The organism is Moorena producens PAL-8-15-08-1, assembly GCF_001767235.1.
GTDB classification, from domain to species: domain Bacteria; phylum Cyanobacteriota; class Cyanobacteriia; order Cyanobacteriales; family Coleofasciculaceae; genus Moorena; species Moorena producens_A.
On sequence record NZ_CP017599.1, the window covers coordinates 1,032,599 to 1,054,353 of the forward strand.

General features: G+C 44.1%; 23 protein-coding genes and 1 pseudogene. 10 read left to right on the forward strand and 14 right to left on the reverse strand.

Features of this window, described 5'->3' with window-relative positions; translation table 11 throughout:
- Positions 1-269 precede the first annotated feature (269 nt).
- Entirely contained in the window at positions 270-2,051 is a 1,782-nt protein-coding gene (locus BJP34_RS04050; protein WP_202972067.1) for a peptidoglycan-binding domain-containing protein, read from the forward strand.
- A 25-nt stretch (positions 2,052-2,076) separates the two neighbouring features.
- Here BJP34_RS04050 and BJP34_RS42305 read toward each other — a convergent pair whose 3' ends face one another.
- Positions 2,077-2,247, reverse strand: coding sequence for a hypothetical protein (locus tag BJP34_RS42305; RefSeq protein WP_158516992.1), 171 nt, complete (start codon positions 2,245-2,247; stop codon positions 2,077-2,079).
- Positions 2,248-2,407: 160 nt separating this feature from the next.
- Between BJP34_RS42305 and BJP34_RS42310 the strand changes: the two genes are divergently transcribed.
- Complete coding sequence (locus BJP34_RS42310) at positions 2,408-2,554, forward strand: hypothetical protein (protein ID WP_158516993.1); 147 nt, start codon at positions 2,408-2,410, stop codon at positions 2,552-2,554.
- 60 nt (positions 2,555-2,614) lie between these two features.
- Entirely contained in the window at positions 2,615-4,417 is a 1,803-nt protein-coding gene (gene typA, locus BJP34_RS04055) for a translational GTPase TypA (protein WP_070391238.1), read from the forward strand.
- A gap of 228 nt (positions 4,418-4,645) precedes the next feature.
- On the opposite strand, the gene BJP34_RS04060 is transcribed toward typA, so the two are convergent.
- Positions 4,646-5,857 (reverse strand): type IV pilus twitching motility protein PilT, encoded by a 1,212-nt coding sequence (locus tag BJP34_RS04060; protein ID WP_070391239.1) that lies wholly within the window; start codon positions 5,855-5,857, stop codon positions 4,646-4,648.
- A gap of 483 nt (positions 5,858-6,340) precedes the next feature.
- Between BJP34_RS04060 and BJP34_RS38655 the strand changes: the two genes are divergently transcribed.
- Positions 6,341-6,520 (forward strand): hypothetical protein, encoded by a 180-nt coding sequence (locus tag BJP34_RS38655; protein ID WP_149030779.1) that lies wholly within the window; start codon positions 6,341-6,343, stop codon positions 6,518-6,520.
- Positions 6,521-6,607: 87 nt separating this feature from the next.
- Here the strand turns inward: BJP34_RS38655 and BJP34_RS04065 are convergent, their stop codons facing one another.
- Positions 6,608-7,822: an RNA-guided endonuclease InsQ/TnpB family protein gene (locus BJP34_RS04065; RefSeq protein WP_070391240.1), complete on the reverse strand. Its 1,215-nt coding sequence runs from the start codon at positions 7,820-7,822 to the stop codon at positions 6,608-6,610.
- A 229-nt stretch (positions 7,823-8,051) separates the two neighbouring features.
- Positions 8,052-8,510 carry a hypothetical protein gene (locus BJP34_RS04075; RefSeq protein WP_149030780.1) on the reverse strand — a complete coding sequence of 153 codons (459 nt, stop codon included), beginning with the start codon at positions 8,508-8,510 and terminating at the stop codon, positions 8,052-8,054.
- Positions 8,511-8,774: 264 nt separating this feature from the next.
- Between BJP34_RS04075 and BJP34_RS42315 the strand changes: the two genes are divergently transcribed.
- A complete protein-coding gene (locus BJP34_RS42315) occupies positions 8,775-8,948 on the forward strand; it encodes a hypothetical protein (protein WP_158516994.1) in 174 nt (57 codons plus the stop codon).
- 69 nt (positions 8,949-9,017) lie between these two features.
- Here BJP34_RS42315 and BJP34_RS04080 read toward each other — a convergent pair whose 3' ends face one another.
- Positions 9,018-10,004, reverse strand: coding sequence for a GntR family transcriptional regulator (locus tag BJP34_RS04080; RefSeq protein WP_070391243.1), 987 nt, complete (start codon positions 10,002-10,004; stop codon positions 9,018-9,020).
- A gap of 630 nt (positions 10,005-10,634) precedes the next feature.
- On the opposite strand from BJP34_RS04080, the gene BJP34_RS04085 reads away from it, so the two are divergent.
- Together BJP34_RS04085 and BJP34_RS04090 are read left to right on the forward strand one after the other, a co-directional pair.
- On the forward strand, positions 10,635-11,378 hold the full coding sequence (locus tag BJP34_RS04085; RefSeq protein WP_070391244.1) for a dienelactone hydrolase family protein: 744 nt from the start codon (positions 10,635-10,637) through the stop codon (positions 11,376-11,378).
- A 76-nt stretch (positions 11,379-11,454) separates the two neighbouring features.
- Positions 11,455-12,360, forward strand: a complete 906-nt coding sequence (locus BJP34_RS04090) for a S1 RNA-binding domain-containing protein (protein WP_070391245.1) — start codon at positions 11,455-11,457, stop codon at positions 12,358-12,360.
- An 11-nt stretch (positions 12,361-12,371) separates the two neighbouring features.
- Here BJP34_RS04090 and BJP34_RS45400 read toward each other — a convergent pair whose 3' ends face one another.
- Positions 12,372-12,521, reverse strand: a complete 150-nt coding sequence (locus BJP34_RS45400) for a hypothetical protein (RefSeq protein WP_168166494.1) — start codon at positions 12,519-12,521, stop codon at positions 12,372-12,374.
- On the opposite strand from BJP34_RS45400, the gene BJP34_RS04095 reads away from it, so the two are divergent.
- On the forward strand, positions 12,520-13,227 hold the full coding sequence (locus BJP34_RS04095) for an ROK family protein (protein ID WP_070391246.1): 708 nt from the start codon (positions 12,520-12,522) through the stop codon (positions 13,225-13,227). The genes BJP34_RS45400 and BJP34_RS04095 overlap by 2 nt on opposite strands.
- 266 nt (positions 13,228-13,493) lie before the next feature.
- On the opposite strand, the gene BJP34_RS04100 is transcribed toward BJP34_RS04095, so the two are convergent.
- Genes BJP34_RS04100 through BJP34_RS42320 form a run of 3 tightly spaced genes read right to left on the reverse strand, consistent with a single transcriptional unit; the run spans position 13,494 to position 16,154 of the window.
- Positions 13,494-14,342 carry an alpha/beta hydrolase gene (locus BJP34_RS04100; protein WP_070391247.1) on the reverse strand — a complete coding sequence of 283 codons (849 nt, stop codon included), beginning with the start codon at positions 14,340-14,342 and terminating at the stop codon, positions 13,494-13,496.
- A gap of 19 nt (positions 14,343-14,361) precedes the next feature.
- Positions 14,362-15,831 (reverse strand): Asp-tRNA(Asn)/Glu-tRNA(Gln) amidotransferase subunit GatA, encoded by a 1,470-nt coding sequence (gatA, locus tag BJP34_RS04105; RefSeq protein ID WP_070391248.1) that lies wholly within the window; start codon positions 15,829-15,831, stop codon positions 14,362-14,364.
- An 11-nt stretch (positions 15,832-15,842) separates the two neighbouring features.
- Entirely contained in the window at positions 15,843-16,154 is a 312-nt protein-coding gene (locus BJP34_RS42320; RefSeq protein WP_158516995.1) for a hypothetical protein, read from the reverse strand.
- Positions 16,155-16,207: 53 nt separating this feature from the next.
- Between BJP34_RS42320 and BJP34_RS48340 the strand changes: the two genes are divergently transcribed.
- The gene (locus BJP34_RS48340) at positions 16,208-16,342 is read left to right on the forward strand and encodes a hypothetical protein (RefSeq protein WP_267876475.1); all 135 of its coding nucleotides are present in this window, start codon (positions 16,208-16,210) and stop codon (positions 16,340-16,342) included.
- On the opposite strand, the gene BJP34_RS04110 is transcribed toward BJP34_RS48340, so the two are convergent.
- Complete coding sequence (locus BJP34_RS04110; RefSeq protein WP_070391249.1) at positions 16,299-16,889, reverse strand: class I SAM-dependent DNA methyltransferase; 591 nt, start codon at positions 16,887-16,889, stop codon at positions 16,299-16,301. The genes BJP34_RS48340 and BJP34_RS04110 overlap by 44 nt on opposite strands.
- Positions 16,890-17,426: 537 nt before the next feature.
- Between BJP34_RS04110 and BJP34_RS04115 the strand changes: the two genes are divergently transcribed.
- On the forward strand, positions 17,427-18,302 hold the full coding sequence (locus BJP34_RS04115; RefSeq protein WP_070391250.1) for an AMP-binding protein: 876 nt from the start codon (positions 17,427-17,429) through the stop codon (positions 18,300-18,302).
- On the opposite strand, the pseudogene BJP34_RS04120 reads toward BJP34_RS04115, so the two are convergent.
- The 4 genes and pseudogenes from BJP34_RS04120 to BJP34_RS04130 all read right to left on the reverse strand — a co-directional run.
- Positions 18,273-18,818 (reverse strand): annotated as a pseudogene (locus BJP34_RS04120) (RNA-guided endonuclease InsQ/TnpB family protein); the annotation flags it as partial. The gene BJP34_RS04115 and the pseudogene BJP34_RS04120 sit on opposite strands and share 30 nt — an antisense overlap.
- 11 nt (positions 18,819-18,829) lie before the next feature.
- Entirely contained in the window at positions 18,830-20,428 is a 1,599-nt protein-coding gene (locus BJP34_RS04125) for a group II intron reverse transcriptase/maturase (RefSeq protein WP_229424022.1), read from the reverse strand.
- Entirely contained in the window at positions 20,428-20,565 is a 138-nt protein-coding gene (locus tag BJP34_RS42325; RefSeq protein ID WP_158516907.1) for a hypothetical protein, read from the reverse strand. The genes BJP34_RS04125 and BJP34_RS42325 overlap by 1 nt, the downstream gene beginning before the upstream one ends.
- 257 nt (positions 20,566-20,822) lie before the next feature.
- Positions 20,823-21,680, reverse strand: a complete 858-nt coding sequence (locus tag BJP34_RS04130; protein WP_229424237.1) for an RNA-guided endonuclease InsQ/TnpB family protein — start codon at positions 21,678-21,680, stop codon at positions 20,823-20,825.
- Between the last annotated feature and the right edge of the window lie 75 nt (positions 21,681-21,755).

A 21,755-nucleotide genomic window follows, 5' to 3' on the forward strand; every position in this document is an offset into this window, starting at 1 on the left:
CTACTCCCTACTCCCTACTCCCTACTCCCTACTCCCTACTCCCTACTCCCTGCTCCCTATACCATAGTTTACAAAACTTTACAAACCTCTTCACCAAAATATCCGGGTTCACAAAATAAATTCTGCAAAGCTTACTAGACTCAAGTGCTGTCTATAGCGTTTCTCGATCAGATGTAAACCTAGGAGGTCTTTTTTTATTGTCCAATAAAACTCCGGATCTCTTTCCCCTCTTGCCTCCCCCCCTTATTAAGGGCTAGCGGGGATTCCTCTTGCATGCATGCCTTTTAAAGCAAGACTTGTGTTTACAACCCAGATACAAACGCTATATGCCTGACCCCTCTACTCTCTTACTGCTAGCCTACAGCCACTGCAAAAATGCCACTGCTAGTCTTGACTACAGTAAAAGCATGATCTGCACGCCCACTCAGAAGCCCAACCAATCCCCTCGGCTGGGGAAACCCCCCAATCGCATCACTGCTCCAGATGCGATCGCATTGGCTCAAGACTCTCGATTCAGTAATCTCAAAACACTCCAGGGAGAGTCTTCACAAGGGATAAAGTTGCCCCCAACACTGCGTTTGGGTAGCCAAGGGGAAGTTGTGACTAGACTACAAACTACACTGCAACAGTTGGGATACTACCAACAGCCAGTGGATGGTGTCTACGGTTCCAATACCTTTGCTGCTGTCTCTACATTCCAGCAAGCACTAGGGTTGAATGCGGATGGTATTGTTGGACCAATAACCTGGATAACGCTACAACAATTGCACTCAGAATTCTTATCTGCTCAACACAGACAGTTGAGCGAGATTTCCCCAAATCAGCCACAAACTAGAAAGGAAAGCCAGGATACTTTTATTTCAACATCAGAGTCTTTCTTAGGTAATCAATCTGTTCGTTCAACCCCCTTAGACTCCCTCACTAATAAACCACTATACCTATGGTTATTTGGTTGGGCAGTGGTATCTCTTAGTGGATGGGGAGTAATTGCGCTACAGATAAACTATAAACGGCTCCCAATTCGGCTGAAGATAGGAAAATCCTCTAGAAAAACAGGGCAACCTGAGAATATTATTTTGCCCATAGAAGATAGCGAATCAAGCATCTATTCAGATGATTTGCTAACTCTCATCAGTGAGAGCGAGATAGAGCAATCCTCAAGCCCTGAAACGGTCTCTGAAACGGTTGCCATAGATGAAACTGTAGACCAAAACAATCAAGACTTAAGCTTAGGGAAGTATGGTCTACTTCTGTTCACCAGACCAGTGGCAACAAGCCCTAATAGTTTACCGATACAATTTGAAGAGAGTAAAGAAAATACAGCTAAGCTAAACTTTGCTAAATGCTCTACTTTGTTCTTGCCCTTAGATCAGATTAAATTTAAACAATCACCACCATCAAGGGGTGAAACTAATCTATCTTTATCAGCTGTTTTGGACTATTTGGAATCTTCTACCGAAGGTCTTTACAGTTTTACCCACCCATCTATATCCTCCGTTATTCAAGAATTGACCAACAATGAGTTAGTGGAAGTTGAAGCAGCTCAGGGTCGGATTGAACCTCTCAAGCACTTCTTTACTGACTTTACTGAGGTGTATCGCGTTGGTCAAAACGCTAGCTTAGCTGAGGAAAACCATCACCAAGATACCAGCACAAGTCAGGAAAATGTCCGCCAAACAGCCCAAGAGTCTGACCAAGGGGATAAACCTATCCCTGAGCAGATGAAACCAGGAACTGTGGTTGGTATGCTCTCCCCGACTAACCCAAAAACAGGGGAACGCTATACCTACTCATTAATTGATGATGCTGGCGGGCGGTTTATGTTAAGGGAGAATAAACTGGAGCTTACCGAGCAAACCTTGATGGATTTCAACGGAGATACTAGCCATACCGTGATTGTCCGTCGCACTGACTCCAAAGGTATCTATGTTGATAAATCCTTTACTCTGCGTTTGAAGGCTGAGAACGAGTCAGCACCTCCTCAGCCCCCAGTTGAAAGCCAGAAGAAGGTATCCACTGAAACGCGATCGCTTACCAGCGTCAGCAGTTAATTAATTCATGACTGACCCAGTAGTATCAAATCCAGTTGAATACCCATAATTGTGGGGGAGTGTGGGGAGATGGGGGAGATGGGGAGATGGGGGAGATTTTTATTAAGCGATGCAGCGCGGTCTTGGGGGTTTCCACGGGGCTTACAAGGTGCGGACGCAGGTTCCGCACACAGCCCCTCCCCATGAGCGACTGCATCAAAACAGGGTAATTACCCTGAAATGATATAAACCTAAATTATAGCACTACGTATTAAGCTTAGGAAGCTGTTACAAGCAGCAAAAGGTGCGACCCGTGGCGAATTTAATAATTAGATGCGGAAAGGGCACCTAAGCTGTTGTAGTCAACTTTAGCATACATGCCTCTTGCCTCTTGCCTCTTGCCTCTTGCCTCTTGCCTTCCCCTCCTGGGAGGGGTTAGGGGTGGGTCTAGCATGCCTCTTGCCTTTTGCCTTTTGCCTTTTGCCTTTTGCCTTTTTTCTTCGGGTCTTCCCAAGGTAAGCTAGAATTATTAAGAAATCTTTAGAAAAAATTGTAACTGCTGCTACCTATTTCCAGGCGCTGGTATGACTCTCCCAATTCGCAACGTTGCTATTATCGCTCACGTCGATCACGGCAAAACTACCCTAGTTGACGCTCTACTCAAGCAATCCGGTATCTTCCGCGAAGGGGAAGACGTTCCAGACTGCGTCATGGACTCCAACGATTTAGAGCGGGAGCGGGGTATTACTATTCTTTCTAAGAATACCGCCGTTCGGTACAAAGACATCCTAATTAATATTGTTGATACTCCTGGTCACGCTGACTTTGGTGGAGAAGTAGAGCGGGTATTGGGTATGGTGGATGGCTGCATCCTAATTGTGGATGCTAATGAAGGACCAATGCCTCAAACCCGATTTGTCCTCAAAAAAGCTTTGGAAAAAGGACTGCGTCCGATTGTAGTGGTCAATAAAATTGACCGACCCCAAGCGGACCCTTATGGTGCGATCGACAAAGTCCTGGATCTGTTCCTAGAATTAGGAGCAGATGATGACCAGTGTGAGTTTCCCTACCTATTTGCCTCCGGTCTACAAGGCTACGCCAAAGAAGATTTGGACGCAGAAGCGGTAGATATGCAGCCACTGTTTGAAGCAATTTTGCATCATGTCCCGCCACCAGTAGGAGACCCTACCAAGCCCCTACAACTACAAGTCACCACCTTGGACTATTCCGAGTACCTAGGTCGGATTGTGATTGGCAGAATTCACAACGGAACTATTAAGGCCAGTCAACAAGCTGCTTTAGTTAAGGATACTGGGGACATAGTTCAGGCAAAAGTAACCAAGTTGATGGGATTTGAAGGACTCAAGCGAGTTGATCTAAAAGAAGCATCAGCTGGTTATATCGTGGCGGTAGCTGGGTTTGCTGATGCCAATATTGGTGAAACCATTACTTGTCCCAATGAACCCCAAGCTTTACCCCTAATTAAGGTAGATGAGCCTACCTTGCAAATGACCTTCTGCGTGAATGATTCGCCTTTTGCGGGTAAGGAAGGGGACTTTGTAACGTCGCGACAATTACGCGATCGCTTATTCCGAGAATTAGAAACAAACGTAGCACTACGGGTAGAACCCACTGACTCCCCCGATAAATTCCTAGTATCTGGTCGTGGAGAGCTACACCTGGGTATTCTGATCGAAACCATGCGTCGCCAAGGATATGAGTTCCAAGTTTCCCAACCCCAAGTAATCTACCGGGAAGTTAATGGTCAACCTTGTGAACCCTTTGAATATCTAGTGCTAGATGTACCAGAAGAAGCGGTGGGTAGCTGTATCGAGCGTTTGGGACAGCGCAAAGGGGAAATGCAAGATATGCAAGTGGGTGCCAATGGTCGAACCCAAATCGATTTTGTGATTCCTGCCCGTGGCTTAGTCGGTTTCCGGGGGGACTTCCTTCGCTTGACCAAAGGTGAAGGTATCATGAATCATAGCTTCCTAGAATATCGTCCCATGACTGGGGAATTAGAAACTCGCCGCAATGGAGTAATTGTAGCCTTTGAAGAAGGGATGGCTACCTTCTATGCCCTGAAAAATGGAGAAGACCGTGGTGTATTCTTTATTAAACCAGGCACCAAGGTTTACAAAAACATGATTATTGGGGAACACAATCGTCCTCAGGACTTAGATCTAAATGTCTGTAAAACTAAGCAGTTAACTAACCATCGTTCCGCCACTGGGGATGAATTAGTCCAGTTACAAGCCCCAGTGGAGATGAGTTTGGAACGGGCTTTGGAGTATATTGGACCCGATGAACTGGTAGAGATTACACCTGAGTCAGTTCGTTTGCGGAAGCTGTCTAAGAAGAAGTTGGCGAAGCAAGGTAAAAGGTAAGAATTAAGAATGTAGAATGTAGAATGTAGAATTTAGAATTTAGAATTGGGAATTGGGAATTGGGAATTTAGAATTGGGAATTCACCATTATGGATTTTGGATTTTGGATTTTGGATTTTGGATTCACCATTCACCATTCACCATTCTGCATTCTTAATTCTTAATTCTGCATTCTGCATTCTTAATTCTTAATTCTCAATTCTTAATTCTCAATTCACCATTCTAAATTCAAGCTTCATTCATCCAATCACGAGCCGAGGCGGAAGCATCGATACCACCAGTGCGCATCTGACGTATCAAAGCCTGGGGATCAGGAGACGCTTTAAGGGCTTCCTTGGCTGTGATTTTTTCTTCAATAAGGTAGTTGTAGAGAGCCTGATTCATAACTTGCATTCCTTCAATGGTTTCAGTTTCCATCAGTCGGAACACATCCCCATCTTCTCCCTTAAGCAGGTAATCCTGTACAGTTGGGGTATTGATTAAAATGTCATGAACCGCAATCCGACCCTTATCGATGGTTGGTACTAAGAGTTGGGCAATAACTGCCAACAGGGACTCAGCAATCTGGATGCGGATCGCTGACTGTTCATCAGGATTGTAGAGATTCAACAGACGGTTAATACTGCTGATGGCATTGCGAGTGTGTAGAGTACCCAAGACCAGATGACCGGTTTGGGCAGCTTGCAGGGCAGTATCAACTGTGATGCGATCGCGCATTTCCCCAATTAGAATTATATCGGGATCCTCCCGTAACACAGACCGCAGAGCGTGGTGAAACTGATGGGTGTGCAATCCCACTTCTCGCTGACTAATCAGGCACTTTCGGGAGCGGTGGACATATTCAACCGGGTCTTCAATGGTAACAATATGTTTGTACTCTGTTTCATTGAGATGGCGAATCATAGTCGCAAGAGTCGTTGATTTACCTGAGCCTGTCGGACCGGTAACTAAAATAATTCCCTGACCCCTGCTAACTATTTTTTTGAAAACTTGCGGTAGAGTTAAATCATCGATTGAAGGAACATCAAGGCTGATTAATCGCAGCACAATTGCTCCCCCGTTTAGGGAGTCAAAACAATTCACCCGACAGCGCACTAAGCCAGGGTAAAAAATAGCAGTATCCAGTTCTTTGGTTTCAGCAAACTGCTTCCTCTGAGCCGGAGTGAGAATCTCATTGAGGTATGCCTCAAAAACTTCCAGTGTCACCTTGGTATGACGTTTAGCCACATACATCTTGCCCCGAATCCTGAATCTGGGGACCTGTCCCACTCGAATATGAATGTCAGAAGCTTTGTGACCATGAGCCTCTGCCACGATTTGCTCGATAGAAGGGGAATGGCTAAGGTTCGAGTTAAGTTCTACTACTGGTTTAAGTGGTGATGGTAAAGTTTGAGGGTCTTGATCAATTTGCACTCCTACACCAGAATTCGTGTTCTTCATAATATGATGTACCTAGGGATACCCTTGCTGGACTGATCGGGTCGGCGCGTTGATGTTTACTTATCTTATTGTTGGCAGTAAATTTCGGTTGCTTGTTATCCAACCAAAGAACTGTCAACCCTGTCTTGATGCAGTCGCTCATGGGGAGGGGCTGTGTGCGGAACCTGCGTCCGCACCTTGTAAGCCCCGTGGAAACCCCCAAGACCGCGCTGCATCGCTAGAGAAATTTTACTTTAGATAAATATTTTTCACACTAATCCAGCTAGGTTTTTGATATTGCTGTCAGACATTACCTAGATATGATATATTTAAATATTAAGGATTAGGATGATAGCCTTAGGTACCAGAACTTAACCTAACCCCTAACCCTCAAAATTAGAATAACAGTACTAGTCACAAACGTCAGTAGTTTTGAGTTGCCCTTCCACGAAATAAAAAATTTCAGAACAGTAAGCGAGGGTTTCCACTTCTAAATCTTGAGGTTTGCCAGTTGCCTGGTCAGTTATAGCGCTACGCTTAGCGTCAGAAGTCAGAAGTCAGAACTCAGAAGTCAGAAGTCAGCAATTACTTACGTTTCGGAGTTTAGCAGCGATGCAGCGCGGTCTTGGGGGTTCCCCCCATGAGCGACTGCATCAAGACAATGTCAAACATCTGAATGCGTAGTGCTATATCCCTTGCCACAGCTCAATCGCTGGTTGGGACTCAAAGGTCTTCCATCATTAGTGACATACTCCCACACTGAATCGTAGATTACAGTGTGGGCTTCTTGCCAACACCAGGTATTCCTTCGGTTACTCGGCAAGCTTTACTCCTGACGGGATGCCCCACCGCCAATTTCAATACATTCATTGCCGCATTCACATCTCTGTCAGCAACGTAGCCACAATGAGGACAGGAATGTATGCGGTCTTTCAATTTTTTCGGTACTTTTTTGCCACAATTAGAACAGTTCTGACTGGTATTGTGGGGATTTACTGCAACTGTTACCAAACCAGCATTTTCGGCTTTGTTTGACAAAATAGACAGAAATTCACCCCATCCAGCATCTAGTATAGATTTAGCCAGTCTAGTCTTAGCTAAACCTTTAATGTTTAATTTCTCGTGGGCAACTAGATCGTGATTATCTAGCAATCCCTTTGCGGTTTTAAAATGAAAGTCTTTTCGAGTGTCAGCAACCTTTTTGTGAGCTTTCCCTAATTTAGTGACAGCTTTTTTCCTGTTGTTGCTCCCTTTTTTAGATCTGCTGACAGCTTTCTGAATTTTTTTTAATCGTTTTTGAGCCTTTCGGTAGTATTGAGGAATTGGAACTTCTGAACCATCAGACTTAATTAAGAAGGACTTAAGTCCCATGTCTATACCGATAGGGCTAGTAACGCTATCTATTGGTATAGTATTCGGTACAGTATCATCTTGAATTGACAGCGCAACATAATAGCCATCAGCCTTTCGGGTTATAGTAGCTGTCTTGATTTTGAATACTTTTGGAATAGGTCGGTGGTAAACCATTTTGACTTTCCCAAACTTTGGAAGAGTCAAAATATTACCATTTATAGGATTTTTACTAAGAGAAGGAAAGGTGAGTGATTTATATCTATTTCTCCCTTTAAACCTTGGTCTACCACTCCTTTTCCCGTTACTGTCGCCTTTTAAGAAGCGCTTAAAAGCCAAGTCAACTCTTTTTACGCAGTTTTGCAAAACTTGAGACTGAACCACTTTATACCATGGTCTAGTCTTCTTTAGTTGAGGCAAAGAATTTTGTTGAGAAAAGTAATCGGGATTGTTTTTTAACTCTGGCAAGTGACACAGTAGAGGACAAGAATTAATAGAACAACGATTTTGCTCATACCAATTAAATCTTTCCGCAAGCAAATAATTATACTGATGGCGCAGCATGTCTAACCATTTTTCAATTTCTATTTCTTGCTTTCTAGTCAATCTTAATCGGTACTGATAAGCTGATTTCATTGTTATTTTCTCCTGTTTATCGACCTATCATAATGATAGCAATTGTGTTTACAAATGTCAAGGCATAATGAAAGATAAAAACTTGATGATTAGGTTGACCAGCTTTGAAAAGAAACAACTAAAGCAAGAAGCTGACCGTAGAGGAATGACTTGCTCTGAGTTGCTCAGGAGTTTGATAGCTCGTTTCCCTGAGCCTAAAGACCCTGTGCAAAATTCATCCCACGTTGAATCATAGATTACAACGTGGGACTTCTTTTGCCGGACAGTTAAAATCAGCGGTGAAGATAGTACAGGTAAGCTGCTCTTGTGTATAGTCTTTATCAAAGGAGCGAATTGACTTGACAAAGTCAGAACCTTGAGCAAGTCGATATTCCCCAATGTTTTTTTTGATTTGTTTTGGCAGTTCTCCGTGACATTGAAGGTCTGGTAGATAAACTGATGGCTCAGGTTTAGAGTTACAGGCTACCAGTAATAGTATTGATACCGAAAAGATATAATTTTTATGAGCATTATATTCGGATAATTTTTGGTTACTTATAGCAAAGTAAGTATAGTTTAGGACATAGTATTTTGCTTTCAAGGGAATAGGGAACAGGGAATAGGGAACAGGGAATAGGGAACAGGGAACATAAATATGTCTGGGTGCATCTCCTAAAAGCAGTTTGACCTGGTGGTGCGTTACGGGCAACAACCTAACACTTGCTACAGCTTGCGTCTTGGTGAGCTCGCCCCTAACGCACCCTACCGCACTTTTTTACAAATATGAGATGCACCCAATATGTCTTAACCTTTACTTCGAATGCTATAACTATTCTATTTCAACTAGTCACAAGTTAAATTAATCAATTTAGCTGATGGGGTAATGTTGGAAAACGGCTGACTGGACAACTCATTTTGATATTTTCAGGGAGGGTTCGAATCCATGATCTAGCAATCCTAAATCATTGTCTTGATGCAGTCGCTCATGGGGGAAACCACGGCAGTCGCTCATGGGGGAACCCCCAAGACCGCGCTGCCTTCCCAAGACCGCGCTCCATCGCTTGTCAAATCACTGGAATTATTAAAAACTAGCTCCAACTCCGGTCCCTTCTGCCTTCTGCCTTCTGCCTTCTGCCTTCTACCTTAAAGCAGCCCATTTCTTTCACGCATCAGATAGGAGTGCTATATACCATAGCTTTAATCCCATCACACTAAGTTAACCCAAACCCAGTTCCCGTTTGAGCAGATTAATCGATTTGCTACCAATATAGTTTTCACAACGGATCAGCTTGGGTGGTCGAATAATATCTTCACGAGCGGCTAAGATAGCATCTTTAACAGTTTGATAACTTGCTTGATCGCTAATAATTATCTGGGAACTGCGAACCAGAGCTTTGAGTTTGTACTTGTCCTTAATCTGAGCCGTCATCACTAACAACTCATCTCCCCGTAGACTATGGACAATAATTTCGACCACTTTTAAAATCCCAGAACTGATGCTAACCACTCCTAAACGGTTACCTTTGGAGAGACTCTTAATTAGCTTAAGTTCTGGTTCATAGTCATAAATATCAACAGGGATAACACGGACAGATTTAGGGGCAACAATCGCTTCTGCTTTACCGATAAAATAGCGACTAGTAACTACTGTAGCCGAGTGAGTTTGATCCAAAGCGTCCGAGAGTTCTTCCATTGGCACCAACTGCACCGGGATTCCCAAGGATTCTTCTAACTCTTGCACCATCAATTCTCCAGCACCAAGGTCTCGTGACTCTACGGTCACCAGTACCCTAGCGCTACACCTTAACCGCCAGTCAATCTCCGACAAAAATAGTTCCCTAGCCTGGTTAAGGGAGCAACCTTGTCCGAGAAGTTGATTGAGGCTATCTTGAACAACCTTGTAAGCTTCGGGGGAAAACTGGTTAAGAAAGCCAGCCTGACGTCGATTACCCCCTTCATGACCCTGTGCTTTAACATAAATGCCTGAACCAGCATGGGACTCTACTAGTCCTGTTTCTTCTAACTGCCGATATACCTTGCTGATGGTATTGCGGTGCAAACCCGTCTCCATCGCTAACTGACGAGTACTGGGCAGTTTATGTCCTGGGGGATATTGTCGGGATGCGATCGCAAACTGAATTTGGTCAAATAGCTGCTTCGAGGCAGGTATTTCACTATCTTGTTGAATATGATACTGAACCATTACAGAGTCTCCAAAATCCCCTGTTTCTCACTATTATATGGTATGCTTTTATTTTTTAACTTTTGGGTCAAATTTTGCTATCCACTTCACCTAGAATGTAAGGATTCAGCTGTCAGCCGTGAGCTAAAAGCTCACGCTACTTGAGGTGCGGTTAGCTTAAACTAAGATTTGGGAGAATTTAATCCTTCGAGATTTTCTCGAATTCAAAGTCTCGGTAGTAAGGATATGCGCTACGCGCACGCTTCGCGAACAGCCGTCAGCTGATAGCTGACAGCTGATACCATCTCAAGTAGCACCATCTGTAGCGCATTAGCTAATAGCTGATAGCTGACAGCTGATAGCTATTAGCTTTAAAAAAAATCAGCTAATTATAACTAATTTATATCCCAAATAACCAAGTCAATAAAAATCAATAAAAATCAATATAATTTAAAGTGATACTCTGGACTATACTGAATTATCCAATTAAGTAAGCTAGTTAATTAACTTATTATTTATTTCCTAAATACAGGTATAATCTAGAGTTAAGCTACTGCTGTAGAATTGGCGCTGAATTCAGAAAGCCAAGAAAACCTTTAGCTTAGCATCTATAACTGCCAAGCAAGAGCTTCAGATCCTTCCAAATCGATTATGACACATAGGGAAATTCGTACCATTACCGTCAAGGTGGTCAATGGTGATCTAGACATAGCAGCTTACCTGGCAATGCCGGTGGCAGAAACACCTCTTCCTGGAATTGTGGTGCTGCAAGAAATTTTTGGGGTGAATGGCCATATCCGGGATATCACAGAACGGTTTGCCAAAGAAGGCTATGTTGCGATCGCTCCCGCACTCTATCAACGCCTTGCCCCAGGTTTTGAGACAGGTTACACCACTGAAGACATTAAGATTGGCAAGGAATACAAGGCACAAACCAGAGCAGCGGAACTCCTAGGAGACATCCAAGGGGCGATCGATTACCTGAGGAGTCAAACCCCTGTGCAAGATAACCCCATCGGCTCTATTGGCTTTTGTTTCGGCGGTCATGTTGCCTATCTGGCTGCTACCTTACCCGATATTAAAGCTACTGCTTCGTTTTATGGCGCTGGGATTACTACTATGACTCCTGGCGATGGTGAATCAACTATTACTCGCACACCAGAGATTAACGGTACACTCTATGGTTTCTTTGGCATGGAAGATGCTAGCATTCCAGCAGAAGAGGTTGATCAGATTGAAGCTGCTCTTGAGAAAAATAAAATTAATTATCGTGTCTTTCGTTACGATGGGGCAGACCACGGATTTTTCTGTGACCAACGGGCTAGCTACAATGAAGAAGCAGCTACTGATGCGTGGGCTAACGTTTTGCAGCTGTTTAGGGAAAAACTTAACTAAATGGTCTTGCTTTCCAACTTTTTAACCAACTAATCCCATATCAGAAATCATTACTGATTTAAAACCGTTAATTATCATGAATTCGAAATCAACCTCTTCCACCACCAGCAATTCATCCTTTTCTATGGATGATTTTGCTCAAGCCCTAGAAGAATACGACTATGAGTTTAAACAGGGACAGGTGGTACGTGGCAGAGTAAATAACTACGAAAGCGATGGTGCTTATGTAGACATCGGTGGTAAGTCCCTGGCTTATCTACCAATTCGTGAAGTTTCCTTAGAATTGGATCAGGATTGGTCGGAAGTACTGCCCTTGGATGAGGAAATGGATTTCCTGATTATTCGGGAGCAGAATGCCGATGGTCAAGTTACCCTTTCCCGGCGTCAGCTGGAGATTAAGCAGGTTTGGGATGGGTTAGTTGAACTCCAAGACAATGGAAAATCATTAGATGTCCGGGTTTCTGGAGTGAATAAAGGTGGTGTCACCGTGGATGTGCGGGGATTGCGGGGATTCATTCCGCGATCGCACTTGAGTCAGCACGACAATCTAGATTCCTTGATTGGTCAGAAACTAACAGTTACTTTCCTAGAAGCTGACCGCGATCGCAATAAGCTAGTGCTTTCTCAGCGGGAAGCTGTGCGTGCTGCTACTTTCTCTGAGCTAGAAGTGGGACAATTAGTGGAAGGTAAAGTAGCTGCGATCAAGCCCTTTGGTGTGTTTGTGGACTTTAATCAAACCAATGGCTTGCTACACATTAAGCAAGTAAGCCAAAGTTTTGTTGAAGACCTCTCCAAGGTGTTTGAAATCGGTCAAGTGATCCAGGTAATGATTATTAACTTGGATGAAGGCAAAGGTCGTATTTCTATGTCTACCAGGGTTTTAGAAAATTACCCAGGAGAAATGCTCGAAAAGATGGCAGAGGTAATGGCTAGTGCTCCAGCTCGTGCTGAACGTGCTAGGCAAAAACTATTACAAGCATAAGTTAGGTCTTTTTAATCGATAATGTTTTTTGTTTCTTGTTGACTGTTAACTGTTGACCGTTGACCGTTGACCGTTGACTGTTGACTGTTGACCGTTGACCGTTGACTGTTGACTGTTGACTGTTGACAGTAAACCGTGAACCGTGGACCAAAATACCTCATGAATCAAAACAATAGCCCAATCCATACCCTGACCGTAGATATTGGTGGCAGTGGCGTTAAGGTGATGGTATTAGATGAAGTGGGTAATCCCATCACCCAACGTAGTCGCTTAGAAACACCCCAACCTCCTAAGCCGGATGCTATTATTCATGCGATCGCATCCCTAGCTCTCGGACAAGGGAATTTTGAACGGGTATCGGTGGGATTTCCTGGAGTGGTGCGCAATGGGATAACCTATACGGCGGTAAACCTTGATCCGGATTGGCAGGGATTTGATCTCGCTACTACCCTATCTCAACGCTTAGGCAAACCGGTGCGGGTAGCTAATGATGCGGATGTCCAAGGATTAGGAGCAATTACTGGCAAGGGAGTGGAATTGACAATTACCCTAGGCACAGGGTTTGGTTCTGCTTTATTTGTGGATGGCAAGCTGGTGCCAAATCTGGAAATGGGACACCATCCTTTTCGTAAAGGGGAAACCTACGAAGAACAGTTGGGGCGAGCGGCCTTAGAGAAAGACGGTAAGAAGAAATGGAATAACCGTCTCAAAAAAGCGATCGCATGCCTGGAGCGTTTGTTTAATTATAATTACCTTTACATTGGTGGTGGTGAAGCCAAAAAAATTAACTTTGAGCTACCCCCCAATGTAAAAGTAGTGCCCAATGTCGCTGGGTTATTGGGGGGTATTGCTTTGTGGCGGGATTAGAAAAAACCCTTAAATACTATAGGGCTAAATACTAGAGGTAAGCTATCAGTTATCAGCTATCAGCTATCAGCTATCAGCATATGCTTATGATGGACTTTTCCCCAGACTTTCAAGTCTCATTAATATCGAACTATTAAATTCTATCCTTTGCCCATTGCGGATTGGCGCACGCTACGCTGAGTTTATTTTAAGCATTAGGCTGACCGCTGACCGCTGACTGCTGTTCGCGCAGCGTGCGCGTAGCGCATATGCTTACTACTAGAGTGCTAAGCTATAGCTTTTTCTGCATAAACCTGTGTTACAAATTCCCGAATTTTATGCTGATATTCGGAAGTAGCAACAGTGGTCAAATCATTGTGACCTGCATCAGGAACTAGCCAAAGCTGTTTAGGAACTGTAGCAGCATCGAACAAGACTTGACTCATCCTAGCAGGCACTGTGGTATCATTAATGGCATGGATTAAGAATATAGGTGTTTGGATTGACTTGATTTTATTAATTGAGTCAAACCGCTGGGTAAGCAGAAGATTGATCGGCAAGAAACCATATTTTCCCTCATAATCTGCCATATCCCGCATGGAAGTAAATGAGCCTTCCAAAATCAACCCTGCCATTTCTGGATTACGCACCGCTAGATCAATCCCGATTGCTCCCCCTAAGGAATAACCATAGACAAAAATATCTTGGGGATTGATGCCTCGTTGTTGGACTAGATAATCCCAACCTACTTGAGCATCTTGATAAAGTTGGGATTCCCTAGGAAATTTCCCCTCGCTGCAACCATAGCCTCGGTAGTCAATCAGGAGCAGCGATAAACCGACCTGATGTAACCGTTGGGCAATTTCAAGATATGACCCAATATTACAGGCATTACCGTGCAGATATAGCATCACCTTACTGTCTGGTGAGTCAGAGGGAATCCACCAGCTGTGAATTTTCTCAACCTTACCCTTATTGGATATTGGTAACCAAAGCTCTTCGTAAGGCAAACCAAAGTCAGCTGGTGTATTTTCAATCCCTGAGGAAGGACAAAATATTAGCCGATTTTGCAACAGCAACACGGAGGTACAAACTAAGGCGTAAGCGATCGCTATAAATCCTGCAACAATCAACATAATCAATTATCGTCATACTTCATCCTTCATGCTTCAAAACCGGTTGGCTGAGATGCCATTCGGTTGCTTGTTCATAAGCATAACCTACTTGGAATAGCTGGTCTTCCCGCAATACATTACTAATCAACTGTATCCCAATTGGTAATCCCTGTTCATCAAAGCCACAGGGTATACTCATCCCTGGTAACCCAGCCAGATTAACTGGAATAGTCATCAGGTCAGTCAGATACATACTTAAAGGGTCTTCTGTCTTTTCCCCAGCTTTAAACGCTGTGGAGGGAGCTGTGGGACAAACTAGCACATCGACCTTGTCAAAGGCTGCCTCAAAATCCTGTTTAATCAGAGTACGAACTTTTTGGGCTTTGAGATAATAGGCATCATAGTAACCAGCGGATAGGGCATAGGTTCCTAGCATAATCCGGCGCTTGACTTCTGGACCGAACCCTTCAGCACGGGTTTTGGTGTACATAGAAAGGAGATTGTCAGCATCTGATGCCCGTAAGCCATATTTAACCCCATCGTAGCGAGCTAGATTTGCTGATGCTTCTGACGGAGCAATGATGTAGTAGCAAGGCAAACCATACCGGAATCGGGCACAGGAAATTTCCTGAATCTCAGCACCTAAGTCTTTGAGCTGATCAATGGCTTTAGTGACTGCTTTCTCTACTACTGGGTCTAAGCCTTCTCCAAAGGTTTCTGTAATAATGCCAATCTTAACTTTACCGTTAGATTTTAGGTCTGGTTTCAGGAATTGGGTGTAGTCGGGAATGTCTACTTTGAGGCTGGTAGCGTCATTGGGGTCATATCCTGCGATCGCATTCAGTAAAATAGCGGCATCTTCTACAGTGCGAGCAAATGGTCCAATTTGATCTAAGGACGATGCGAATGCCACTAAACCATAGCGCGATACTAATCCATAGGTCGGTTTCATGCCAACTACTCCACAGTAAGAAGCCGGTTGACGAATAGAACCACCGGTATCAGAACCCAGAGCAATGGGACATTCCCCAGAAGCTACGGCTGCCGCTGAGCCGCCGGAGGAGCCGCCGGGGACATGGGATAAATTCCAAGGGTTTTTAGTAAGTTTAAAAGCCGAGTTTTCCGTAGAACTCCCCATGGCAAATTCATCCAAGTTGGTTTTACCTACCATTACTGCCCCAGCATCTTTCAGTTTTTGGGTCACTGTTGACTCGTAGGGTGGGACAAACTTGGCCAGAATCCGGGAGCCGCAGGTGGTGGGAATCCCTTGGGTACACATATTGTCTTTGATGCCAATGGGTATACCGGCCAAGGTCGGGAGCTCTTCACCAGCTGCGATTTTGGCATCTATTTGACTGGCCTGTTCTAAAGCATAGTCTGAGGTAATGTGGAGGAAGCTTTGGACTTGAGGCTCTAAGGCTTGAATCTTATCTAGGGCTTCTTGGGTGATTTCTACAGCTGAGCGTTCTTTGTTGATTAGCTGTTTATGCAACTCGCGGACGGTGTCCATGCTTACTACCTTTACTGACTTAACGATTTCAACTCTAGTATTTTGGCAAAAAATTCAGTGATTAGGGGTTTGGGCTCAGGCTTTAGGAAAGGGAGTAGGGAGTAGGGAGTAGGGAGTCGGGAGTCGGGAGTCGGGAGTCGGGAGTCGGGAGTCGTGTAGGGTGCGTTAGGGGGGCCTTCATGTTTCGCTCCGTAGCCAGAGTTAGGTTGCTGCCCCGTAACGCACCACTGCTGGGTCAAACAACTTTTAGAAGATGCACCCGATTTTGATTCAGGGGAACCGCTTCGCGATGTTCCTTCGGAACCGCTTTGCGAACGCATCATCTCCCCCACAACCGGTAGAGTTTTTGTTCCCGGTCTAAGTGACGCTATCTGGAATGATAGAAACAATCTTGTTTCCCGATTCCCGATTCCCGATTCCCGATTCCCGATTCCCGATTCCCGATTCCCGATTCCCGATTCTCGATTCTATTTATTTGCTTCAATATAAATCATACGAGTTCGGATTGTAATCCCTTGGCTGGGAGAATTCCAACCTACAATAAAATAATCTTCAATGGCATTGTCGATTACAATTTTCGAGTGGTCATAAACTGGAATAGGCACCTTTTGAATATATTCCTCTGTTGTTTCATCAAGGCTAAAAATAATCGTTTGGCGGGCAATCCGATTCATCTGTTTAATAGCTGTTGCGACGTCTTCCACAAACAGTAACGAACTTAAACAAAAAACAAAATCGTAGGACTGGCTATCAATTTCAACAAGTGCTGTTTCAATGGGTTTGTGGATGGTTGTATACCCTCTTTTGGCCGCATAATCTAGCATTTTACTGGAAATATCAATCCCTGTATAGTCAAACTCTCCTTGCAACAACTCACTTAGGATCCCTGTCCCACAAGCAATATCTAAAACACTGCCTTGATGGTGATTATGTCCATGGAAAATTTTAACGGCTTCATTGACATACTGTACATTAGAACTGGGTGCCTTTAACACCTCGTCATACTTGGCTGCAAATTTATCATAATAGTATTCAGCGCCATTTTTTGTTGTTGACATAGTTAGTTTATATTGCTAATTTTTTTCAAAAAAATATAAGTTATATTATAGCATTTAGTAATTATTTAATTACTAAAATATTGGCAGTTTAGGCAACTTCGGATCAGGTAACAGGCAAACAATCCTGTATACCTTATTACTATGAGAAATTCTATCAATGGCATCTTAGAGCAAGTCTTATACCCATGAGGTACAAATCTCTGGTTTTTAGGGAGCAGGGAGCAGGGAGCAGGGATCAGGGAGCATGAAAGAGGTAAGTCGGAAGTGGGAAGAGGTAAAAAATAATGTGTACCTCATAGCTACGATAAACGCTATATAGGTTTGACAAAGTGGCGATAATGGGATATTTTAATTCACGATTATTATCCAGATTCGACAGTCTACTTCTCTATTCGCAGGTCAAGTGTTATACTACTCAGGGTCATAAATTAAGCTCATTAACAATCAGAACCAGCCCCCCAAAACAGCGGGACTATACGATATAAAATCCCCAGTTTATGCCCGTGGAAAGTATAGAAAGCAGGAAAAATTTTTGTGATGAACCTTAAGATTAATAATCAGCAAGATAACTACCGTTGTATTCCGGAGCTATTTGAAGCACAAGTAGAACGAACACCGGACGCAGTTGCTGTAGTCTTTGCAGACCAGCAGCTAACCTACCGAGCCCTCAATAGTAAAGCGAATCAATTAGCGCACCATTTACAAACTTTGGGCGTCGAACCTGACGTGTTAGTGGGGATTTGTGTAGAGCGTTCTGTTGAGATGGTGGTGGGACTGTTGGCAATTCTCAAAGCAGGTGGAGCTTATGTGCCCTTAGACCCCGCTTATCCCCCAGAGCGCCTAGCCTACATGCTTGACCACTCCCAGGCATCGGTATTGCTCACTCAAAGCCAATTAGTCTCTCAATTACCGAAACATCAAGCTAGTGTAATTTGTTTAGATACAGATTGGGAAATCATCTCTACCGATAAGGAACAAAATCCTACTAGCAGCCTGACAGTTGATAATTTGGCTTATATTATCTACACTTCGGGCTCTACAGGTAAGCCGAAAGGGGTAGCCATGCCCCACCTTTCCCTAGTTAATCTGATCAAGTGGCAGCTGGAAAATACTGTAGTTGCCAACGATAGCAAAACACTGCAATTTGCCCCGATCAGTTTTGATGTTTCCTTCCAAGAAATTTTCTCGACCTGGTGTGCAGGGGGAACACTGGTTTTAATCTCGGAAGACGTGCGGCGCGACCCAGTATTTCTGTTAAATTTACTCGCAGAACAAGAGGTTGCCCGACTATTTCTTCCCTTTGTGGCTTTGCAGCAAATCGCTGAAGTGGCCGAGACTTTCGGAGTATTTCCGGCAAGTCTACGGGAATTGACACTCCCCGCTCTAAAGAGACGGGGATTCTTCACTCAATGACTCGGCTTGCTGAACCTGACCGGAATCAAGAACAGTAGAGGCCAAATCTCCTGAAGCGTTCGGATTAATAATCCAAGTTCCGACGTGCCCCGTCGTACTTATGGCTCGATTTCGGATATTAATGGCGGCGTTATGGTCTCTATCAAGTTCGCACCCACATTCACAGACATGAGTCCTAGTAGATAGCGATTTCTTGACAGTTTCACCGCATTCAGAGCAATTCTGGCTAGTGTAGGCAGGATTGACAGCAACAGTCATCCTGCCAAATTTAGCTCCAAAGTGCTCTAACCATTTCCTGAATTGATACCAACCAGCGTCATTGATGGACTTAGCGAGACAGTGATTTTTTACCAGATTCTTAACTCTTAAATCTTGCCTTCGGCACGCTTCGCGAACGTAGGCGACCAGATCGTTAGACCGGATTACGCAACGTGCAAGTCTCTTTGCATGTTCTTCACGCTGCCTACTTATTTTAAGATGCTGTCTGCTTAGTCTATTAATCGCTTTGTTACGGTCGATGCCCGGTATTATCCGGGGCACCTCCGCTCCAGAACCGTGCGTGAAAGTTTCCCCTCACACGGCTCCTGGGTAAACTCGGTCTTTGACCGGCCTTTTGGCTTGCTCCAGTGTATCTGTTGGTGGCAGCTCTGGTGAACTGCTGATAAGTTCTTCGTTTTCCAGTTGTCGTGGTTTCCATCGACGTGATGAAGGTGTACAGACTCGTCTTCTAAGAACTTCAATCCACAGTGTCCACAGGAATGGTTTTGCCTTTTCAGTGCTTTGGAAGTAGCATCGGAGTAGAGTCTAGAGTTTCTCTTGCTCCAGTAGACTAAGTCACCGTCGTAAGGTGACTTAGTCCCTTTTACGTTTACGTGTTGGTTTTGTTTGTAACCTACTTTTGGGAATGCCTTTTTACATAGTTCGTTGGCCTGGTACCGATTTACTTTCTTTTCCTTTCGGAATTTTCGGTTTGCGGTCCGGTTCATGAACCATAGGCTATCCCTTGGGCTGCTCATGTCACAGCTGTTGTGGTGGTTACGCCATCCGCGAACGGTGGGTGCTAATTTCTGTGCTTTTATTTTGGCACCATAATTCGAGTTGTTGACTATGTTTTTAATCTTCTGACGGATTGCTCTGTGATTATCCTCTGAGGGAACGCATGAGAACTTTCCGTCTTTTCTGACGCGGAATCTCCACCCCAGGAAGTTAAATCCATCTGTCGCCCGTGTTAGTTTGGTCTTTTCTTCACTTATTTCCATCCCTCGGTCAGTCAAGAATTTCTTGACTTTTTCCAGTATTGTTGCTGCGTTATCTTTTGGTTTCAGTATAAACACCATATCGTCTGCGTATCGCAGGCTTGTGTGAATATCTTCTATGCCATTTAGAGCCACATTTGCTAATAGGGGGCTTACCACACCGCCTTGGGGTGTTCCTTGCTCTGGGAATTCCGGATTGATGCCCGCTTTTAAGCACCTGAAAATCCCCTGTTTTAGGCACGCGGGGGCTAGCAATCTATCCATTATTGAGCTGTGTGAGATGCGGTCAAAGCATTTCTTAATGTCTAGTTCTATGATTCTTTTATTGATTCCGTTAACGTTTGATTTCAAATGATTGAATAGACGTTTTTGGATATCCTGGGCACATCTGCCCGTTCTAAATCCATAGCTATCTGCACTGAATGTAGCTTCGTGGGCTGGTTCTAATGCAAATTTTGCTAGACATTGCCATGCTCGGTCGGCTAAGGTTGGTATCTTCAACATCCGAGTTTTCCCGTTCTTTTTACGGATTGGTTTTTCTCGTAGTCCGTCATGTTTCCAGTCGTGGCCGTGACGGTTCAATGTTTCAACCAGTTCCATGCGTTCCCTGAAATTGAGTTTTGACTTTCCGTCAATTCCAGCTGTTCTTTTACCCTTGTTTAGTTGTGTGACTTGACGTACAGCTAGGAGCTGTGCAGCACGGGATTTCAATATCAGTTTTTGTAAAGACCTAGCTTTCTTGAGGTCTCCAGCTCGAACCGCTTTGTACACTCTCTTCTGTAGGCGGAATAGGTTTTGTCGGAGTTTCTTCCACTTCTGACCTTTCCAATGTTCACTATGGTTGCCCATGTGTCTAACAATGCTCTCCATTAGTTTGTGTATTCTGAATACCCGTGGGCAGTTGTTAGCCCACATCCTACCCGGCAGTAGGGATTAGGAGTGACATCTCTTACCGTAGGTTCGACCCGCCTACAGACCTGTATTGCTGCCGTTTTTACTTGTTCCATCTGTTAGATTGTTATGACGATTTAGGGCAGTCCAATTTGCCTATTCCTTCCTCGGAGATTACGGTTATCCGCAAGAGAATACCGTGAGGATTAAGGAATCAAGTCTCGCATGTACTAGTCAGATTGCGGCTTTCCAATTAGACACTTTTTCAGGACTTTTACTACTGTTACCCATGTCGTCTCCCTGTTAGCGGCAGTGTGGCACATCTGATTTACCTCTGATTCCGCCCTGTTGCCAGCTTCACTCTGCTAGGATGTCACCTGCTCGGTGTGGCCAGATAAGGAGTCACATATCTCTTAATGGGGTGGGTTTTCACCACCATCCAACAGACAGTTAGAATTTTTGGGATTTTAACCCCGCGATTCCCTGAGTTATACCCCTCCTTTCTCAGGAGGCTCCTACTCAGAACAAGCCGCACCCTACGATTGGATGAGCCTTTCTTTTTCCGAGAAACTCGGCGTTGATAAAACTTTAAACGTTTCTCCCCTTTTCTATAGAATCGGGGATTGGGTTCAGAGTGGCCATTGGAATCCGTGTAAAACTCTTTAAGTCCCACGTCTAAGCCAATAATCTCGCCTGTGTGCTCTACTTCTTCTTTCACGTTAATTGCAACGCAAAATTGAACGTAGTACCCATCAGATCGTTTGACTATCCGAACCCGGTTAATTTGCTTCTTGTCGAAGCGCCATAAATCCCAGGTGCCTTTGAGTTTAAGTTTTCCGATCCCTTTTTTGTCCGTGAATGTTATCGACTTCTTGTCAGGGGATAATTTCCACCCTGACTTCTTGTATTCGACAGACCGAGTACGTTTCTGGAATCTTGGGAAACCCTTTTTACCTGGGACTTTTTTCTTGCAATTATCGTAAAATCGAACAATCGATGACCATGCCCTTTCAGATGCAGCCTGACGGGCAGTAGAGTTTAATTCATTGGCAAAAGGGAATTCTTTAGCCAGTATTTTGGAGTACCGGCTAAGGTCACTTTTCCCTGTCCCTTTATTGTCCAGCCACATACGAATGCAGCTATTTCGGATGAATTTGACAGTCCGAATGGCTTCGTCTATAGCTGAATACTGAGACTCTTTACCCTTGGCTTTAAACTCTAGAATTATCATCGAAATTCGACCTCCTTCGACATGTTTTTATTATAGCGATTTTATATAAAAGTGTCGAGTACTAATCGAGATTTT